This is a genomic window from Quadrisphaera sp. INWT6 (assembly GCF_015390235.1).
Taxonomy (GTDB): domain Bacteria; phylum Actinomycetota; class Actinomycetes; order Actinomycetales; family Quadrisphaeraceae; genus Quadrisphaera.
The window spans coordinates 69,509-85,515 of the sequence record NZ_VUOH01000002.1 but is presented as its reverse complement, the minus strand read 5'-3'; the positions used below and the strand labels follow the sequence as shown (position 1 = coordinate 85,515).

Annotated in this window: 13 protein-coding genes, 1 tRNA gene and 1 pseudogene; 5 read left to right on the top strand and 10 right to left on the bottom strand. The window is 72.7% G+C overall.

All coding sequences use genetic code 11. The features are described from left to right. Positions 1-90: 90 nt before the first annotated feature. Entirely contained in the window at positions 91-861 is a 771-nt protein-coding gene (locus F1641_RS05345; RefSeq protein ID WP_194903470.1) for a GAF and ANTAR domain-containing protein, read from the bottom strand. A gap of 716 nt (positions 862-1,577) precedes the next feature. On the opposite strand from F1641_RS05345, the gene F1641_RS05340 reads away from it, so the two are divergent. After that, complete coding sequence (locus F1641_RS05340) at positions 1,578-2,177, top strand: hypothetical protein (protein WP_194903469.1); 600 nt, start codon at positions 1,578-1,580, stop codon at positions 2,175-2,177. Positions 2,178-2,242: 65 nt separating this feature from the next. Here the strand turns inward: F1641_RS05340 and F1641_RS05335 are convergent, their stop codons facing one another. The 7 genes from F1641_RS05335 to F1641_RS05305 form a co-directional block, all read right to left on the bottom strand. Beyond that, positions 2,243-2,533 carry a hypothetical protein gene (locus tag F1641_RS05335; RefSeq protein WP_194903468.1) on the bottom strand — a complete coding sequence of 97 codons (291 nt, stop codon included), beginning with the start codon at positions 2,531-2,533 and terminating at the stop codon, positions 2,243-2,245. A 365-nt stretch (positions 2,534-2,898) separates the two neighbouring features. Next, a complete protein-coding gene (locus F1641_RS05330; RefSeq protein ID WP_194903467.1) occupies positions 2,899-3,099 on the bottom strand; it encodes a hypothetical protein in 201 nt (66 codons plus the stop codon). Positions 3,100-3,359: 260 nt separating this feature from the next. Continuing rightward, positions 3,360-3,656, bottom strand: a complete 297-nt coding sequence (locus F1641_RS19725) for a MarR family winged helix-turn-helix transcriptional regulator (protein WP_206690660.1) — start codon at positions 3,654-3,656, stop codon at positions 3,360-3,362. A gap of 326 nt (positions 3,657-3,982) precedes the next feature. After that, complete coding sequence (locus F1641_RS05320; protein ID WP_206690659.1) at positions 3,983-6,001, bottom strand: bifunctional diguanylate cyclase/phosphodiesterase; 2,019 nt, start codon at positions 5,999-6,001, stop codon at positions 3,983-3,985. A 2-nt stretch (positions 6,002-6,003) separates the two neighbouring features. Further along, positions 6,004-6,936 carry an alpha/beta fold hydrolase gene (locus tag F1641_RS05315; protein ID WP_194904815.1) on the bottom strand — a complete coding sequence of 311 codons (933 nt, stop codon included), beginning with the start codon at positions 6,934-6,936 and terminating at the stop codon, positions 6,004-6,006. A gap of 545 nt (positions 6,937-7,481) precedes the next feature. Further along, positions 7,482-8,057 (bottom strand): ester cyclase, encoded by a 576-nt coding sequence (locus F1641_RS05310; RefSeq protein WP_194903466.1) that lies wholly within the window; start codon positions 8,055-8,057, stop codon positions 7,482-7,484. Between the two features lie 68 nt (positions 8,058-8,125). Then, on the bottom strand, positions 8,126-9,256 hold the full coding sequence (locus F1641_RS05305) for a glutathione-independent formaldehyde dehydrogenase (protein WP_194903465.1): 1,131 nt from the start codon (positions 9,254-9,256) through the stop codon (positions 8,126-8,128). A 288-nt stretch (positions 9,257-9,544) separates the two neighbouring features. On the opposite strand from F1641_RS05305, the pseudogene F1641_RS05300 reads away from it, so the two are divergent. Continuing rightward, a pseudogene (locus F1641_RS05300) lies at positions 9,545-10,563 on the top strand (IS5 family transposase). Between the two features lie 81 nt (positions 10,564-10,644). Here the strand turns inward: F1641_RS05300 and F1641_RS05295 are convergent. Then, positions 10,645-10,716: transfer RNA gene (locus F1641_RS05295), tRNA-Arg, on the bottom strand. A gap of 111 nt (positions 10,717-10,827) precedes the next feature. Between F1641_RS05295 and F1641_RS05290 the strand changes: the two genes are divergently transcribed. Both F1641_RS05290 and F1641_RS05285 read left to right on the top strand, forming a co-directional pair. Beyond that, complete coding sequence (locus F1641_RS05290; protein WP_194903464.1) at positions 10,828-12,726, top strand: ABC transporter; 1,899 nt, start codon at positions 10,828-10,830, stop codon at positions 12,724-12,726. Beyond that, positions 12,723-14,528, top strand: a complete 1,806-nt coding sequence (locus tag F1641_RS05285) for a GTPase (RefSeq protein WP_194903463.1) — start codon at positions 12,723-12,725, stop codon at positions 14,526-14,528. The genes F1641_RS05290 and F1641_RS05285 overlap by 4 nt, the downstream gene beginning before the upstream one ends. Before the next feature lie 13 nt (positions 14,529-14,541). Here F1641_RS05285 and F1641_RS05280 read toward each other — a convergent pair whose 3' ends face one another. Next, on the bottom strand, positions 14,542-15,150 hold the full coding sequence (locus tag F1641_RS05280; protein ID WP_194903462.1) for a GNAT family N-acetyltransferase: 609 nt from the start codon (positions 15,148-15,150) through the stop codon (positions 14,542-14,544). A 172-nt stretch (positions 15,151-15,322) separates the two neighbouring features. Here F1641_RS05280 and F1641_RS05275 point away from each other — a divergent pair, with 172 nt between their 5' ends. After that, positions 15,323-15,952 (top strand): single-stranded DNA-binding protein, encoded by a 630-nt coding sequence (locus F1641_RS05275; protein ID WP_194903461.1) that lies wholly within the window; start codon positions 15,323-15,325, stop codon positions 15,950-15,952. Positions 15,953-16,007: the final 55 nt, after the last annotated feature.

The window sequence follows — 16,007 nt, the reverse complement described above, 5'->3', positions numbered from 1 at the left end:
ACCACCACCGACCTGTCGCGTGAGATCTCTATGCCGACCGTGACCGAGGAGCGTCTGGCTCAGGGCTTGGTCGTCGTGGTCGAGGACCACTCAACGAGGCGTGCAGGTCGTCGTGGAGGCGGCGACCTCCACGGCGATCGTGTGCAGCTTGCGGCTGGTCTCCTGGCTGAACCTGGCCAGGACGTCGAAGGCCTCCTGTGCGCTGAGCCGGTGGCGTTCCATCAAGACGCCTTTGGCCTGGCCGATGACGTCGCGGTGCTCCAAGCCGCGGGCGGTGTTCTCCACCTCCTGGGCACTGGCCACAGCAACAGCGACATGTGCGGCCAGCACCAGGCCCATGTGCTCAGATGCCTCGTCGAAGGCGCGCAGAGCGGTGCTGAACAGGCTCAGCACCCCCAAACGGTCCTCGCTGACGAACAGCGGCAGGCACAGCACGCTGGCCACCCCCACCTGACCGGCGCAGGCTGCCAGCGCTGGCCAGCGAGTGGTCTCTGCGCTGAGGTCGTCCACACGGCAGGTGCGGTGGTCGAAGGCGGCCTCCAGGCCGGGGCCCTGGCGCACGTCGTTCTGCAGGGCCTCCATCCCCTGGGCGAGGTCACCGGTCGTGGCGGCGGGGGTCAGGGTGCGTCGGGCGCCAACCACGGAGAGGGCGCCGTGCTCGGCGCCGGGCACCAGCGCCACGGCGGCGGCGACGGCGCGGTCCATCACGGCGTGAGAACCGTGTTGCTGCTGCAGGTCGCGGGCCAGGGCTGCCATGCGGAAAGCCACGGCCTCGGTGTTCAGCACGGAGCCGGTATCGGCTAGTGACGGGCGCGTCTGGAGGCGACGGTCGTACGGGGTTGAGCTGCGCTGCTCGTCCATGGGCTCACTGTCGCAGGACAGCTGCGCGGGCGTGGCACCTGACGGCAGTGCTGCAAGAGCATCTGAGCCTCGGGGTGGCCGTCGGTGTGGAGTGCCGTCACTCGTTGGTCATGTGTGTGGCGCCGAAGCGCTCGTCAGCATCTCCACCGACTGGCACCGCAACAACATCCGCTGAAGTGCCCCGCCCGGTCATCAGCAGGCCGCCGACCGTATTCGGGCAGTCGTTGCGGCAGTCCACGGCAGGTACCGCATGGTCAACGAGCGTCTTGGTCGCCGTGCACGTTGACTAGTCGCGCAGTGAAAACGCCGCTGCCGCGGGGGGCAGCCGTGGACAGAACGGCGGTTGCTCTCCGCCGGGGGGGGGAGTGGCCTACCCAGCGGCGTGGCTGCGATGGCGCCTGATGCCCTGGCAGGGACTTGCCGGGCCGGTGCCCGCCAGCCAGGCTGCGGCCGCCGAGCGCTCTCGGGCTGCCAGGGCTGCCGCTGCTGCGCGCAGGGGGGGATCGGCAGCAGCGGCAGCAGCAGCGATTCTGCCGCCCGCCACTTTTCTCCAGGCACGGCAGGGGCTGAGGAGGAGATGAGCCTCACCTCCCATCGGGCCTAGACACCCTTGCCCATCACGTCCTCGCCAGCGCTCTGGCTCCCCACAGCGGTGCAGCGACACGCCAGCGTCATCACTGCCCGATCGCGGGCCGGCAGTGCTGCACCCTGGGTCGGTGAACTGCAGCGTCGCCGACTGTCGCCACACAGCGACCGCGGCGCTGGCGATGCCAGCCCACGGCATCCCGAGCAGCTCCGGCCTCATCGGCGGTATCGGCGGCGTCAGTGCAGTTCCGTCCGCGGGTGAGTCCGGTCCCACACCGAAGCAAGAGGCGGAGCACCGCGAGGCTACAGAGGGCGCCGCTGGCACCAGCGCGACCATCCTTGAAACCGGCACCGAGGTCACCACCGGGAGCGCTGGGGTCACTACCGCCAGCAGGGCCGCCCTTGGCCGCGAGCTCCTCGAGCACGCCTGGACCAGGCAGCTGTGCCGAGAGCACGCACGCCAGGCCCGCTGTGAGGCGGTGCGGCTGTACTTGGTCCAGCTGCGCGCCCGTTCGGTACAGGTGGGCGAGGTGGAGGCGCGGATGAGCCGCGCGGAGGCGGGCACCGGGGCGCTGGAGGACGTGGTCTTCCTGGAGGGGTACATCCAGCTGCTGGCAGCGGTGGCTCAGGTGGTGGAGTGCGAGAACGACCTGGCATGGAAGCAGGCAGCCGCTGTAGCCGAACAGCGCCGCGAGGTGTTGGCCAAGCTGCTGTATCAGCACATGTTCTGAGTGCGTCCGGGCCCCACCGTCTGCTGGTTGACGAGGATGCCGACGAGCAGGTCGACGAGCAGGGATCAGTGCCGTGGGCTGGGGGCGTCGACAGCGACGGCTCTGATGCTCAAGGCGCGCTTCCAGTCACCGGCGAAGTCGTAGGCGGCTGCCTCGGCGTCAGCACGGGTGCGGAAGTAAGCGACCTGGGGGCACAGCCCGGACAGCCACACCCATGAGGGGGCGCGCGGGTAGGCGTTGTGGGTACCGGCCCAGTACAGGAAGTGGGGGCTGGTCACGGCGGCGCCGTGGGCTTGTCCTTGACCGAAGCCGAAGTCGTGGGTGGGCAGCGTTTTGCGGATCACCCAGGACGGCACCAGCGCACCCTAGGCAACCACTGTGCGTGGCGCTGTGTGATGTTGGGGACGGCAGCTGGTGGTGGGCCCGTTTCATTGGGCTGGACAGGTCCCCGCCATGGGCGGCGTGGCAGCCGGAAGGCCCGGATCATCGGTGAGGACCGTCGGTCAGAACCATCGGTGCGGGCGGGTGGGCTGTGGGTGCCCGGGCGTAGTGGCGGGCCTGGTGCGGGCGCCAGCGCCTCGTAGGCCAGCCCTGGGGCCCGGTGGGTGCCCGTGGCGGGCCAGCGCACCCACCGCGCACCGCCGTCCACCTCAAGGCCTTTCGATGCCTGAGTCCTGCATGGGGCAGGGGTGAGTCACGGGGATGGACGTCGAGAAGTTGCTCACCAGGTAGTGCGCCACACCAGCGGGGCGGACAACACGAAGACCAGCATTCCCACGACCACGCCAACTCCGATGACACTGCCGGCCCCGATAGCACCGACAGCACCGATAGCACTGCCGCCACCGACGGCGGTGGCAGAGGCGAAGACGGGCACCACCAGCAGCGCTAGGGCCGCGGCGGCGACTGCGGCGACGATCACGGTGAGTAGCGCCGCGATGCACCCCAGCCCTGCGGCCCCGATCAGAGTCAGGCAGCACCTGGTAGTCGTGAACAGGATGGACCGGCCGCTCAAGGAAACCTCCGGGGGCTGGTTCAGTCCTCATCGTGGTAGCTGCAGTCGCTGTGTGCTTTTTGGCTCACTCGTCTGGGCGATGGTGCGCTCAAGGCCGGGGCCGGACTTGGCAGGTGGGGCTGGGGCGAGTTCTGGCCAGTTAGCCAGACGGCCAGAGGGGTCAGCGCTCAGCCACCACGGGTGGTGTCCTCCACCGGTTCCTGGGCGAGGGTGCGGTTCAGCTGGTCCAGCAATCTCGCGAGCAGCTCGACGTCGTCGTCGCTCCAGCCGCTGAGCATCTGGTGCACGTGGGTCCGGCGGGCGGCGCGCACCTGCTCGACCTGGGCGGTGCCGGCGGCGGTGAGGGTCACCACCTGGGCGCGAGCGTCCTCGGGGTCGCGGGTGCGCTCGATGAGGCTGAGGCGCTCCAGGGTGGCGAGCTGTCGGGAGATGGTGGGCTTGCCGATGCCGAGGTAGGCGGCCATATCGCTAGCCCGGGCACCCTCCTGGGCCGCCACGTGGAGCATCAGGCCGTAGGCCCCCGGGCTCTAAGTCGGGGTGGAGCTGCGTGGCCAGCTGGCCGGAGATGCCGCGGGCGCGGCGCAGGAGCACGGCGAGCTCTCGCTCGAGGTGCTCTGCAGGTGCATCACTGGCCATGGGGTGACCATCGCACGCAGAGCCTTCATCCCTTGAAGGCGATGTGCTGAGGCGGAGCGGTGAGCGGTAGCGCGTTTCAGGCAACCGGCGGTGCCGCCGGAGTGGTCGGAGTGGTCGGAGTGGTCGGTCGAGTTGATGCCCTAGGACACATCCATCAGCACTGAAGCGAGTCAGAAGCCTGTGGTCGCCCGAACAGATAGCCCTGCGCCACCTGGCACCCCAGATCGACCAGCACATCCCGCTGGGCGCTGGTCTCCACCCCCTCGGCGACCGACACCAGGCCTAGGGCATGCGCTAGCTGGACGCACCCGGCCACGATCGCCCGGTCCCCAGAACTTTCTACGATGCCCGCGACGAAAGACTGGTCGATCTTCAGCTCGTGCACCGGGAAGGTCCGCAGGTAGGTCAAGCTCGCGTACCCGGTGCCGAAGTCGTCCACCGCGACCAGTGCACCTAAGTCAGCCAGCTGGTGCAGGTTCGCTGCGGCCGTCTTGGGGTCCGCCATCAGCGCCGTCTCGGTGATCTCCACGATGAGCTGCGAGGCCGGCACGCCGTGGCGCGCCAGCGCCGCAGTGACCACCCCCACCAGAGCGGAGTCGCTCAGCTGGCGGGCGGAGACGTTGATCCCCACCTGCAGCCGGCGGCCTGCGGCGTTCCACGACGCGGCCTGAGCCACCGCGGTGTGGATGACCCAGGCCCCCACCTCACGGATCAGCCCGGAGCTTTCAGCGGCCTCGATGAAGTGAGCCGGGGAGAGCAGTCCTCGTTCGGGATGGGCCCAGCGCACCAGGGCCTCCACGCCGCTGATCGACCCGTCGGACAGGTTGGTGCGGGGCTGGTAGTGAAGGCGCAGCTGGCCCTCGGTGATGGCGTGGCGCAACTGCTCCAGCAGCCTCAGCCGGTCAGCAGCAGGGTCTGGGGCGCTGGGGTCATGAACCGCCCAGCCACCAGTACCCCCTGCACCGATCCCGTGCTTGACCAGGTACATCGCCGAGTCAGCACGGTGGAGAAGCACATCAGCGCGCGTGGCTGGTTCACCCAGTCGGCCGGCAGAGTCGTGGGCACCGCCATCTCGGTGGTCATCGGCGCAGCGTGCGACGCCGATGCTCGCCGAAACAACCACCTCCACCCCGGCGATCACCACCGGGTCAGCCAGCGCGGTGAGCAGCCGCTGGCAGAATGCGTCGACGTCCGCGCGGGTGGCCAGGTGGTCGGCGATGACGAACTCATCCCCGGCGAAGCGCGCCAGGAGCGCCTGGACGCGAACACTGGTGCGCAGACGCTCGGCGACGGTGTTCAGCAGCGTGTCCCCGCCGGCGTGGCCGATGGCGTCGTTAACGGCCTTGAAGCCGTCCAGGTCGATGAAGAACACCGCCGGGCACCCCGGTGGGGCGACCGCCGCGTCGGCGTCGCGTTCACCGTCGGTGCCGGTGCCGGTGCCGGTGTCGGTGTCGGTGTTGGAGCTGTCGGGGTGGTGGCCGGTGGTCCTAGAGGTGGAAGTGGCGGTGGTGTCACCGGCCAGCAGACCCAGCAGGGCTACCTGCAGCCCCCGGCGGTTGAGCAGCCCGGTGACCGGGTCGTGGTGGGCCAGGTGCTGCAGCCCCGCCTCAGCCTGAGCGCGACGTGTTTCTGAGGCCTCAGCGCGCCGGGTGGATTCCAGCAGGTCCTCTTCGTAGCGGCGTCGCTCAGCAGCACCGAACAGCGCCACGAGGACCTGGCTGGCCTGCGGGGGCTCCTCATCGCAGTGGGTAGTCGCCCTGGCAGAGGCGAAGGTCGCTGCTGGGGGGAGGCGCGAGGCAGTCAGGAACGCTGCTCGGCGCTGACCACCTGCACCGATGACCTGCAAGGAGACCTCACTGACCCGCCCGCTGCTCTCGAGCTTGGGCAGGCAGTGGGTGCTCCACAGGATGCGGTCACCCACGGGCAGCAGGCGGGCAAACGATGTGCCGAGGACATCCTTCGCGCGCAGCCCGCTCCAGGCCCAAAAGGTGTCGTTGGCCTCCACGACGGTGGCGGCGTCAGCGTCCAGGACCAGCTGCGGGCATGGTGAGCTCTGCCACCAGTCCTGGGCGGTGGATGGCCCAGTGACCTGCTCGAGACCGGTGGGAGCGACGGGATGGGCGGACGGCACCGGCAGGGGTGAGGGCATGGTGTCGGCGGCGGCGTCGAGCATGCTCAAGCCAGCCGTAGGGCAGGCAGCTGCGCGGTGGACGCCGCGGCTGCGGATGCGCCCGACCGTGTCGACGGGGCTAACAGGGCTGACAGGGCTGACAGGTGCTGGTGGATGGCGGCGGCGGTCTCGGCGGGTGCACTGACGTGCGGGCAGTGTCCGGTGGCCCTCAGGTGCACCAGTCGACCCGCGGGCAAGGCTGCGGCGACGGCCTGGCCGACGGCCTCTGGTGCCAGGGCGTCGTGGCGGCACTGCAGCACCAGCACCGGCGCGGCGATGCGGGGCAGGACGACGCGCGTGTCGGACAGGAAGATGGCGCGGGCAAAGGTGCGCGCTGCATCGGGATGGGTGCCCAGGAAGCTCTGGGTGAGCTCAGCACCCAGCTCGGGGGCATCCGGGGTGCCCATGACCACCGGTGCCATCGCTGAGGACCAGGCGTAGTAATTGCTGTCCAGGGAAGTCAACAGCTCGGTGATGTCCTCGTAGGAGAACCCGCCGAGGTAACCGGTGGCTGGGTCATCGATGTAACGCGCCGAGGGGGCGATGAGCACCAGGGAGGCGAAGCGATCGGGTTCTGCGGCAGCCGCCAGGACACCGATCATGGAGCTCACCGAGTGACCGACGTAGGTGACCTGGCGCAGGTCGAGGGCTGCGCAGATGGCCAGGACGTCTTCGGCGTACCCAGTCAGGGAGCCGTGGCGGTCGTGGTCGAAGTCGGTGATGTCGGTGGCCCCGGAGCCGGCGTGGTCGAAGGTGATGACGCGGTGGTCGGGGAAGTGGGGCAGTAGGCGGTTCCAGGCGTTCTGCCCGGCGCCGAAGCCGTGGGCGAGCAGGAGTACCGGGCCGGTGGGGTCACCGTGCTCGGTGACGTGGTGACGGGCCAGGGTCTGGGCGCAGACCCTGACGTCACCGGTCTGGTGTGAGACGTCGTGGGCCATGGGCGGGGTGGGGCGCATCAGCTCACCTGCGGCGTCCGCTGAGCTGGCGGGGTCAAGTGCAGTCATGGCCTGATGTCCTCCAGCGCTGGAGCGGGGCGGCGGCGAGCCGGAGTACCGGCTCCGTCAGTGACATATGTCGACCTGGAGTTCGGGTCCCTTGAGGTGAGTCGTGTCACCAGCCCCGGTCGGCTCACGCGCTGGAGGCGCTCACCAGTGGCGCCGCTGTGTAAACGGGCGCGTGAGTAAGCCGCGATGCAGCAGACCCGTCGAGCCATAGCTACACGCCCGGTGAGCGATCGCTACCCGGGCGGACACTCACCGCCCGCGCCCACCTTGACGACCGTATGCACGCACGGTGCTGGCCGCGCAAGGCCTCGCTGTCACGAGCAACCTGTTGAACGGGGGAACTGAGCAGGTGGGCCACCGCGCGATGCCACGGACCGACCTGCGTGAGGTTTTCGCCGCTGTACACAACGACTGCTGAGCCTCCCGTCAAAGGGTCCCGGCGCGGGTGGCGCCGGGACCCTCGAGCGTGGGGTGAGCGATCAGCGGTGGGCGCCGGCCTCGTACTCGGAATCGTTGGCCCGCCCGCTGCCAGTAGCCGCGGTGGCAGTGTCGCGGATGTCGTCGACGTCGAACCCCTCCTGGCGCTCAGTCATCACCGGCTGGTCGCCCTGGGCGATGGAGTGCACCGTCTCCGGTGCGCTGACCTGAGCGCCGAGCTGGCGCAGGATGCCGAGCTCGTCGGTCGCCCCCCAGCGCTCCACGATCTTGCCGTCGGCGAAGCGGCCCACCTGCACCCCGCGGACCTCTATGCGCTTGCCGGTGGCGGGTACCCCCTGGAAGTCACCCTGGTGGGTGCCGCTGAGGCGGTAGGCGATCACGACGTTGTCCTCATCGGCGACCAGCTGGTCGACCTCCAGGTGGGCGTCGGGGAACGCAGAGCTCAGGGTGCGGAAGAAGCCCTTGGTGCCCTCCACGCCCTCGCCCTGGTCGGGTGCCTTGTCGTGGTCGAGGACGTCGGCGGCGAAGACCTCGTCGATGCGGTCGATGTCGCCGGCGTTGATCAGCTCACCCAGGTGTTGTTGTGCGGCGGTGTTGGTCTCTCGCGTGGAAGCCACGGTGGGGTTCCTCTCGGTGGGAGCAGCGGTGTCAGGTGGTGCGGGGCCAGAGCTCTCAGCCAGGGGGCTCAGGGGTGCAGCACGACCTTGGTCCAGCCGTCCTCGCGGGCGTCGAAGCGCTGGTAGCCGTCCGCGGCCTGCGCCAGGTCCAGCTCGTGGCTGACGATGAACCCCGGCGAGGCCTTTCCCTGGGTGATCAGGTCGCGCAGCTGGCGGTTGTACCGCTTCACGTCAGCCTGGCCGGTGCCCATGGTCAGGCCCTTGGTGAAGAACTGCCCGAAGGGGAACGCCATCCGCCCCTCCTTCATGAGCGGGTCCGGGCCGTTCGGGTCCTGCGGGGGGAAGACGCCCACCACCCCGATGCCGCCGGTGGCGCGCACCACCTCGACGAGGGTGTCCAGGGTGCCGGCGGGGTGCTCCTCGCCGGAGTGGTCGTGGGCCTGCCAGCCCACGGCCTCCACGCCGCGGTCGGTGCCGACGCCCTTCGTGGCCTCCAGGACCTGCTCCGCCGGGTCGCCCTGGGAGAAGTCGACGGGGGTCGCACCCGCCTGCTCGGCCAGCCGCAGCCGGTCGGGGTGCTGGTCGACCACGAAGACCTGGTCGGCGCCCTGGATCCGCGCCGACAGCGCCGCCATGAGGCCCACGGGGCCGGCACCCATGATGGTCACGGACTCCCCGGGCTCCAGGCCGGCCAGCCGGGTGCCGTGCCAGCCGGTGGGGAAGATGTCGGACAGCATCGTGTAGTCGAGCTCGTGCTCGGTCCCGCCGGGCAGGCGCAGCGCGTTGAAGTCGGCGAACGGCACCCGCAGGTACTCGGCCTGGCCGCCCTGGTAGGGCCCCATGTCGGCGTAGCCGAAGGCACCGCCGGCCATCCCGGGGTTCACCTCCAGGCAGAACGCGGTCTTGCCGCGGCCGCAGTTGCGGCAGTGGCCGCAGGCGATGTTGAAGGGCAGGGAGACGCGGTCGCCCGTCTTGAGCCGGGTGATGCCGGAGCCGACCTCGGCGACGATGCCCATGTTCTCGTGGCCGAGGGTCTTGCCCTGCTCCACGTCGGTGCGCCCCTCGTACATGTGCAGGTCGGAGCCGCAGATGTTCGTGGAGGTGATCTTGACGATGACGTCGGTGGGCGCCTCGATGCGGGCGTCGGGGACGTCCGTGACCGAAACGTCGCGCGGGCCGTTGTAGACGAGTGCCTTCATGAACCACCTGTACCCCGTCGCACGCGATGCAACCGCCGCGCTTGTCCGCTGCTCGCACTCCGCTCAGCCGCTCGCTCGGCAACCACTCGCCGAGCGGGTGACCACCGCGGGAGCCGCTGCCTCCATCCCTTTGTCGGCCGTTCCAGTCGGGACTGTCAACGGGGCAGTGGTGCGCCGACATCGTGGCCATCTCGAGTAGGTGTTGCCTCAGTCAGGCGCCCATCGAGACCTGGTGTCCAACTAGGGCGTGTCTGAGCGATCACGCTGCGTTCGGGGTACTACCCCCACATGGCAGCTGACCGCCACGACCTCCCCGACGCCCAGTGGCACCTGCTCGAACCGCTGCTACCCGACCGCACCCCACGCCGCGGCGGCCGCTGGGCCGACCACCGGCCCGTCATCGACGGGGTCATCTGGCGGGTCCGCACCGGCTCACCATGGCGAGACCTACCGGCGGCCTACGGTCCCTGGCAGCGTTGTCGACTCCGTCTACGACCGCCATCGACGCTGGTCAGCTGACGGCACATGGGAGAAGGTCCTGGACGCGCTGCGCACCGAGTGCGACCTGAACCTCACTGCGCAGGAGGGTGAGTGGGTGGTGTCCATCGACTCCTCGATCATGCGCGCTCACCACGACGCCGCCGGCGCCAGAGGTGAACCACCACGCGACGTGCCGCCCGAGCGCCTGGCCGCGCAGGTCCCACCCAGCCCCCGGGAACGGGGGCGTTCGGGGGGTCAACACCGGACACCTCGACCCGGAAGCCGCCAGGCGCCAGGCCAGCCGTGAGCGAGAGGGCCTGGGGCGGTCCCGCGGTGGCCTGAGCAGCAAGGTGCACCTGCTCGCCGACGCCCGCTGCCGTCCCCTGGTGTGCGCGGTCAGCCCCGGCCAGCGCGGGGACACGTTGGCCTACCCGGTCCTGATGGGCCGGCTTCGCATCCCTCGAAGCGGGTGCGGGCGCCCGCGCACCCGACCGGACCGGGTGATGGGTGACAAGGCCTACTCCAGTCGTCCAGTGCGCGCTGACCTGCGCCGTCGTCACATCACCGCGACGATCCCGGTGCCAGATGACCAGGCCGGTCACCGGCGCAAGCGCGGGTCGCGCGGGGGTCGTCCGTACGCCTTCGACGCGGAGGCCTACAAGGGCCGCAACGTCGTGGAGCGGACGTTCGCCAAGCTCAAGGACAACCGGGCGTTCGCGATGCGTACCGACAAGCGGGGGTACATCTTCGCCGGGACGGTGGCGGTGGCGGCGCTGCGGATCTGGCTGCGGGACCTCACTCGGCGAGATCCGTCAGACACGCCCTAGATGCGGACTAGAACGACGCTGAAGGGCGAACCGGCGGAACGCACTGGGCCGTAGAATCCACCTGACCTGGAACGATGCGAGCGCCCCCGGCTGGATTCGAACCAGCGACCATCGGATTAGAAGTCCGGTGCTCTTCCGCTGAGCTACGAGGGCAGGCGGCGCGACCGCTCGACCCCAGCCTAGGCGGCAGCGCGCCGCCGCTCGCGGACTCCGGTGCACCCCCTGGTGGTGGCGGCTGTCGGCGCCGCCGGGCAGGCTGGCGGGGTGAGCACGTCGGCACCCGCGACCGCGGCTCCCGCGGCCTCGGCGCTGCTGGAGCCGGTGGAGCACCTGCGCGACCTGGTCGCGCGCCTCGACCTGCCGCTGGAGGCGGCCGGTGTCGAGCGCGCCCGCACCGAGCGCTCGCAGCTGCTGGCCCAGCTCGACGACTACCTGCTGCCGCGCCTGCGCCGCCTCGACGCGCCGCTGCTCGCCGTCGTCGGCGGGTCGACGGGAGCGGGCAAGTCGACGCTGGTGAACAGCCTGGTGGGGGAGCCGGTGACCAGCGCGGGGGTGCTGCGCCCGACCACCCGGTACCCCGTCCTGGTGCACGCCCCGGCTGACGCCGCGCACTTCGCCTCCGACGCGGTGCTGCCGGGTCTGGCGCGCTCCACCGGCGCGAGCGCCCCCGAGGTGGTCGGCGCGGAGGGCTCGGTGAGGGGCCTGCGCCTGGTGCAGGTGGAGGGGCAGCCGGCGGGCCTGGCCCTGCTCGACGCCCCCGACGTCGACTCGGTCGTCGAGTCCAACCGCGACCTCGCCGTCCAGCTGCTCGGCGCCGCCGACCTCTGGCTGTTCACCACCACGGCCGCGCGGTACGCCGACGCCGTGCCGTGGCAGGTGCTGCGCACCGCGACCGAGCGGGGCACCGCCGTCGCCGTCGTCCTCGACAGGGTCCCGCGCGAGGCGGTGCAGGACGTGCGCACCGACCTCGCCCGGATGCTGGTCGAGGCGGGGCTGACCAGCGCGCCCCTGTTCACGGTGGTGGAGTCGCCCCTGGAGGGCGGGATGCTCCCCGCCGACCAGACCGCCGCGCTGCGCCGCTGGCTCGCCAGCATCAGCGCCGACGCGCGCAGCCGCGACGTGGTGGTCAAGCGGACCCTCACCGGGGCCCTGGCCTCGCTGGCCACCCGGGTGCCGCGCCTGGCGGAGGCCGCCGACGCGCAGGACGCCGAGGAGCGCTCCCTGCTCGCCGAGCTGCACGGCGCCTACGCCGACGCCACCGACGGCCTGCAGGAGCAGCTCTCCGACGGCACCCTGCTGCGCGGGGAGGTGCTGGCCCGCTGGCAGGAGTTCGTGGGCACCGGCGAGCTCTTCGCGAGCCTGCAGGCGGGCGTCGGCCGCGTGCGCGACCGGCTGGTCGCCGCGGTCCGCCGCAAGGCTGCCCCCGCCGACCAGCTGGGCGAGGCCCTGGCCACGGGCGTCGCCGCGCTCGTCGTCGACGCCGCCGGCCGCGCCCGCCAGAGCGCGCTGCTGCGCTGGCGGGCTCGCCCCTCGGGCGCCGCCGTCCTGGCCGACGCCCCCGAGGAGGCGCGCGACCCGCGCCTGCCCGACTCCTTCAGCGCCGACGCCGAGCGCCTCGTCCGCGACTGGCAGCAGCACGTGCTCGACCTCGTCCGCGCCGAGGGGGAGGGCAAGCGCAGCCGCGCCCTCGTCTACAGCCTCGGCGTCACCGGCGTCGGCGCCGTGCTCATGCTCGTCGTCTTCGCGGCCAGCGCCGGGCTGACCGGTGCCGAGGCCGGCATCGCCGCGGTCACCGCGGCCCTCGCGCAGCGCGTGCTCGAGGCCGCCTTCGGCGACCAGGCCGTGCGCCAGCTCGCCGCCGCCGCCCGTGCCGACCTCGTCGCCCGCGTGGCCGCCCTGCTGCAGCGCGAGCACGACGCCCAGGCCGACCTGCTGCCCCTGCGCGAGACCGGCGACGCCGGCTCCCCGCTGCGGCAGGCCGCCGCCGCCGTCTCGCGCGCCAGCGACGCCGCCTCCCCGCGCGGGACGACGACGGCCACGCTCCCCGTCGTCCCCGCCGTCACCGGGACGCTGCCCGTGGTGCCGGCGGGCCAGGTGGACGCCGTCGGGCGGCCCGACGAGGAGCAGCCGCACGAGGAGCCGCACGAGGAGCGCCGCGCATGAGCGCCAGCACGACGACGGCCGGCGGGCCCGGCGCGGGGGGCTGGGCCGACGAGCCCGACCTGCCCACCACCCCGCTGGGCACCGCCCTCGCCGAGCTCGAGCACGCCCTCGACGTCGGCGGCGACGCCCTCGACCCGGCCGCCGCGGCCTCGGCCCGCCAGGTGCTCGAGCGCGCCCGCGGCAGGCTCGCGAGCGACCCGGGCGCCAGCGTCGTCGCGCTCGCCGGAGCCACCGGCAGCGGCAAGTCGAGCCTGTTCAACGCCGTCGCCGGGCTCACCGTCGCGACGGTCGGCGTGCGCCGTCCCACCACCTCCCACCCCACCGCCTGCGTCTGGGGCGACGTCCCCGACGAGCTGCTCGACTGGCTGGAGGTGCCCCGCCGGCACCGCACCGAGCGGGTCAGCGAGCTCGACGCCGACACCGAGGCCGTGCTCGAGGGCCTGGTGCTGCTCGACCTCCCCGACTACGACTCCACCACCGTCAGCAACCGGCTCCAGGTCGACCGGCTCGTGGAGATGGCCGACCTCGTCGTCTGGGTCGCCGACCCGCAGAAGTACGCCGACGCCGCCCTGCACGACGGCTACCTGCGCCACCTCGCAGACCACCAGGACGTGGTCCTCGTGGTGCTCAACCAGGTCGACACCCTCGACGACGCCTCCGCCGCCGTCTGCGAGGCGGACCTGCGCCGCCTCCTCGCCGCCGACGGCCTCGACCGCGTGCGACTGCTGACGACGTCGGCGCGCACCGGCCAGGGGGTGGGCGCCCTGCGGCGCGTGCTCACCGACCTCGTCCAGGCCCGGTCCGCGGCGAGGCGCCGCAGCGAGGCCGACGTCGCCGCGGCGCTGCGGGCCCTGGAGGGCTCCGTGGCGGAGTCCGAGCCCGACGTGGAGCAGACCGACGGCGCCGAGCAGCTCGTCGACGCGCTCGCGGTGGCCGCCGGGGTGCCCGCGATCACCGACGCCGTCCGGGGGAGCGAGGTCCGCGCCGGGCGCGCGCGCACGGGGTGGCCGTACACGCGGTGGCTCTCGCGGCTGCGCCCCGACCCGTTGAAGCGGCTGCACCTGGGGCTCGGCTCGGCGTCGCAGGGGGCGGCCGGCGAGGTCGGTGCCGGGCCGTCGACGCCGTCGACGTCGCTGACCCGCACCTCCGTGCCCGTGCCCACGCCGTCGCAGCGCGCCCAGGTGTCCACGGCGGCCCGCCGGGTCGCCGACGCCGCCGCCGACCAGCTGCCCGCCCGCTGGGGCGACGAGGTCCGCGCCGCCGCCGGCCCCGCCGAGGCCGACCTCGCCGACGCCCTCGACCAGGCCGTCCAGACCGTGCCGCTGGCAGCGCCCTCACCGCGCTGGTGGTCCGCTGCCGCCGCGCTGCAGCTGGTGCTCGCCCTGTGCGTGGCCGTCGGCGCGCTGTGGCTGCTGGCGCTCGGCGTGCTCGGCTGGCTGCAGCTGCCCCAGCCGCCGCTGCCCCGCGTCGGACCGGCCCCCGGGTCGGAGTACGCGTCGCTGGCCGTGCCGCTGCCGACGCTGCTGCTGGTCGGCGGCGTGCTGCTCGGCTGGCTGGTGGCGCTGGTCGCCGGCCGCGCGGTGCGGGGCCGGGCGGAGCGGCTCCGCCGGGACCTGCGGGAGCGGTTGCGCGAGGCCGTCGCCGTCGTCGCCCGGGAGCAGCTCCTCGACGCCGTGGCCGACGTGCTGGACCGCCACCGCGAGACCCGGGAGTCGCTCGCCGCGGCGCGCTCGCAGCTGGTGGGGGCCCCGCCGGCGCGGAGCGGCTCGCGCCTCGGCCGCCTGGTGCGCCGCGGCCGCTGACCCGCCGCGCGCCTCAGCCGTGACGGGCGAGCGAGGCCCGCAGGGTGGCGCGCACCGCGGGCCACTCGTGGGGGAGCACCGAGTAGACGCAGGTGTCGCGCAGCACGCCCCCGGGCCCGACCTGGTGGCTGCGCAGCACGCCGTCGAGCTTCGCCCCGAGCCGCTCGATGGCGGCGCGCGACTGCCGGTTGTGCCAGTGCGTCCGCAGCTCGACGGCGATCGCGCCGCACGCCTCGAAGGCGTGCCCCAGGAGCAGCAGCTTGGACTCCGAGTTGACCGCCGACCGCTGCGCCGACGCGGCGAGCCAGGTGCCACCCACCTCGGCGCGGCGGTTCGGAGCGTCGACGGCCCAGAAGTGGGTGGCACCGACCAGCCGGCCGTCCCCGAGGCGGCGCACCGCCCACGGGTTCTTGACGCCCTCGGCGTGCCAGGCGAGGCGCTGGGCGACGGCGTCGGCCATCCCCTCCGGCGTCGGCACGGCGGTGTACCAGGCGTGCTCGAGGCCCCCCTCCGCGACGGCCGCGGCGAGGCCCTCGACGTGGTCGGTGGAGAGCGGCTCGAGGCGCACGTGCTCGCCCTCGAGGACCACGGGCTCCAGCAGCGAGGTCGGCGCGCTCGTCACAGGACCAGACGCTAGCGACGGGACCCGACCCCCGGTCACCGCTCCGCCCACAGCCCGGCGCGCGAGGGGGGCTGTCCACAGGCGCCGTCCACGGGCTGGGGACGGCGGCAGCGCGGGGCCAGGGTCGTCGGCAGGCGCCCGCGGCAGGCGGGCCGGTGGGAGGAGAGCTGTCGTGCCGAAGTCCACGTACACGGTCAGGGGCAACCTCGGGGCGGCGCCGGAGCTGCGCCACTCCCCGAGCGGGGTGCCGTGGGCCACCTTCAGCGTCTGCGAGACCGACCGCCGCCAGGACCCGCGCACCGGTGACTGGCACGACGTCAGCTCCACCTGGTGGGACGTCACCTGCTTCCGGGCCCTGGCCGAGAACGTCGACCGGGCCCTCACCAAGGGCAGCCCCGTGGTGGTCCGGGGGACCCTCGAGCCGTCGGAGTGGACCAGCCGCGACGGCGTGGTCCACAAGAGCTTCCGGCTCGTGGCCGGCTGGGTCGCCTACGACCTCACCCGCCACCCCGTCGACGTCCGGCGCGTCTCCGAGCCGCCGGGCGGGGTCGGCGCCGAGGTCGGTGGCGGGTCCGGTGGCGTGGTCGTCCGCTCCGGGGCGCTGCCGGGAGGGCCCGGGGCCACGCGGTGGGACTCCGTGCCGGTGCAGCCGTCGGCGCCGGTGGAGGAGACCTTCGACACCCGCCCCCTGGCGCACCACGAGGCCGCCGACGCGCTCGCCGGCGGTGCGGCCGACCTCGACGACCTGCCCGACGAGGAGCTGGTCGACGCCGACGGCGTGCTGCCGGACCGCGGCGCCTGAGCCGGGCCGGTCGGGCGGCCGGTCGGGCGGCTCGTCGGGCGGCTCGTCGGGCGGC

Excerpts from the sequence above, each read along its gene's own strand:
- F1641_RS05345 (WP_194903470.1), bottom strand. The coding sequence starts at position 861 with ATGGACGAGCAGCGCAGCTCAACCCCGTACGACCGTCGCCTCCAGACG.
- F1641_RS05315 (WP_194904815.1), bottom strand. The coding sequence starts at position 6,936 with ATGGCCCACGACGTCTCACACCAGACCGGTGACGTCAGGGTCTGCGCC.
- F1641_RS19725 (WP_206690660.1), bottom strand. The coding sequence starts at position 3,656 with ATGGCCGCCTACCTCGGCATCGGCAAGCCCACCATCTCCCGACAGCTC.
- F1641_RS05285 (WP_194903463.1), top strand. The coding sequence starts at position 12,723 with ATGAGCGCCAGCACGACGACGGCCGGCGGGCCCGGCGCGGGGGGCTGG.
- F1641_RS05305 (WP_194903465.1), bottom strand. The coding sequence starts at position 9,256 with ATGAAGGCACTCGTCTACAACGGCCCGCGCGACGTTTCGGTCACGGAC.
- F1641_RS05320 (WP_206690659.1), bottom strand. The coding sequence starts at position 6,001 with ATGCTCGACGCCGCCGCCGACACCATGCCCTCACCCCTGCCGGTGCCG.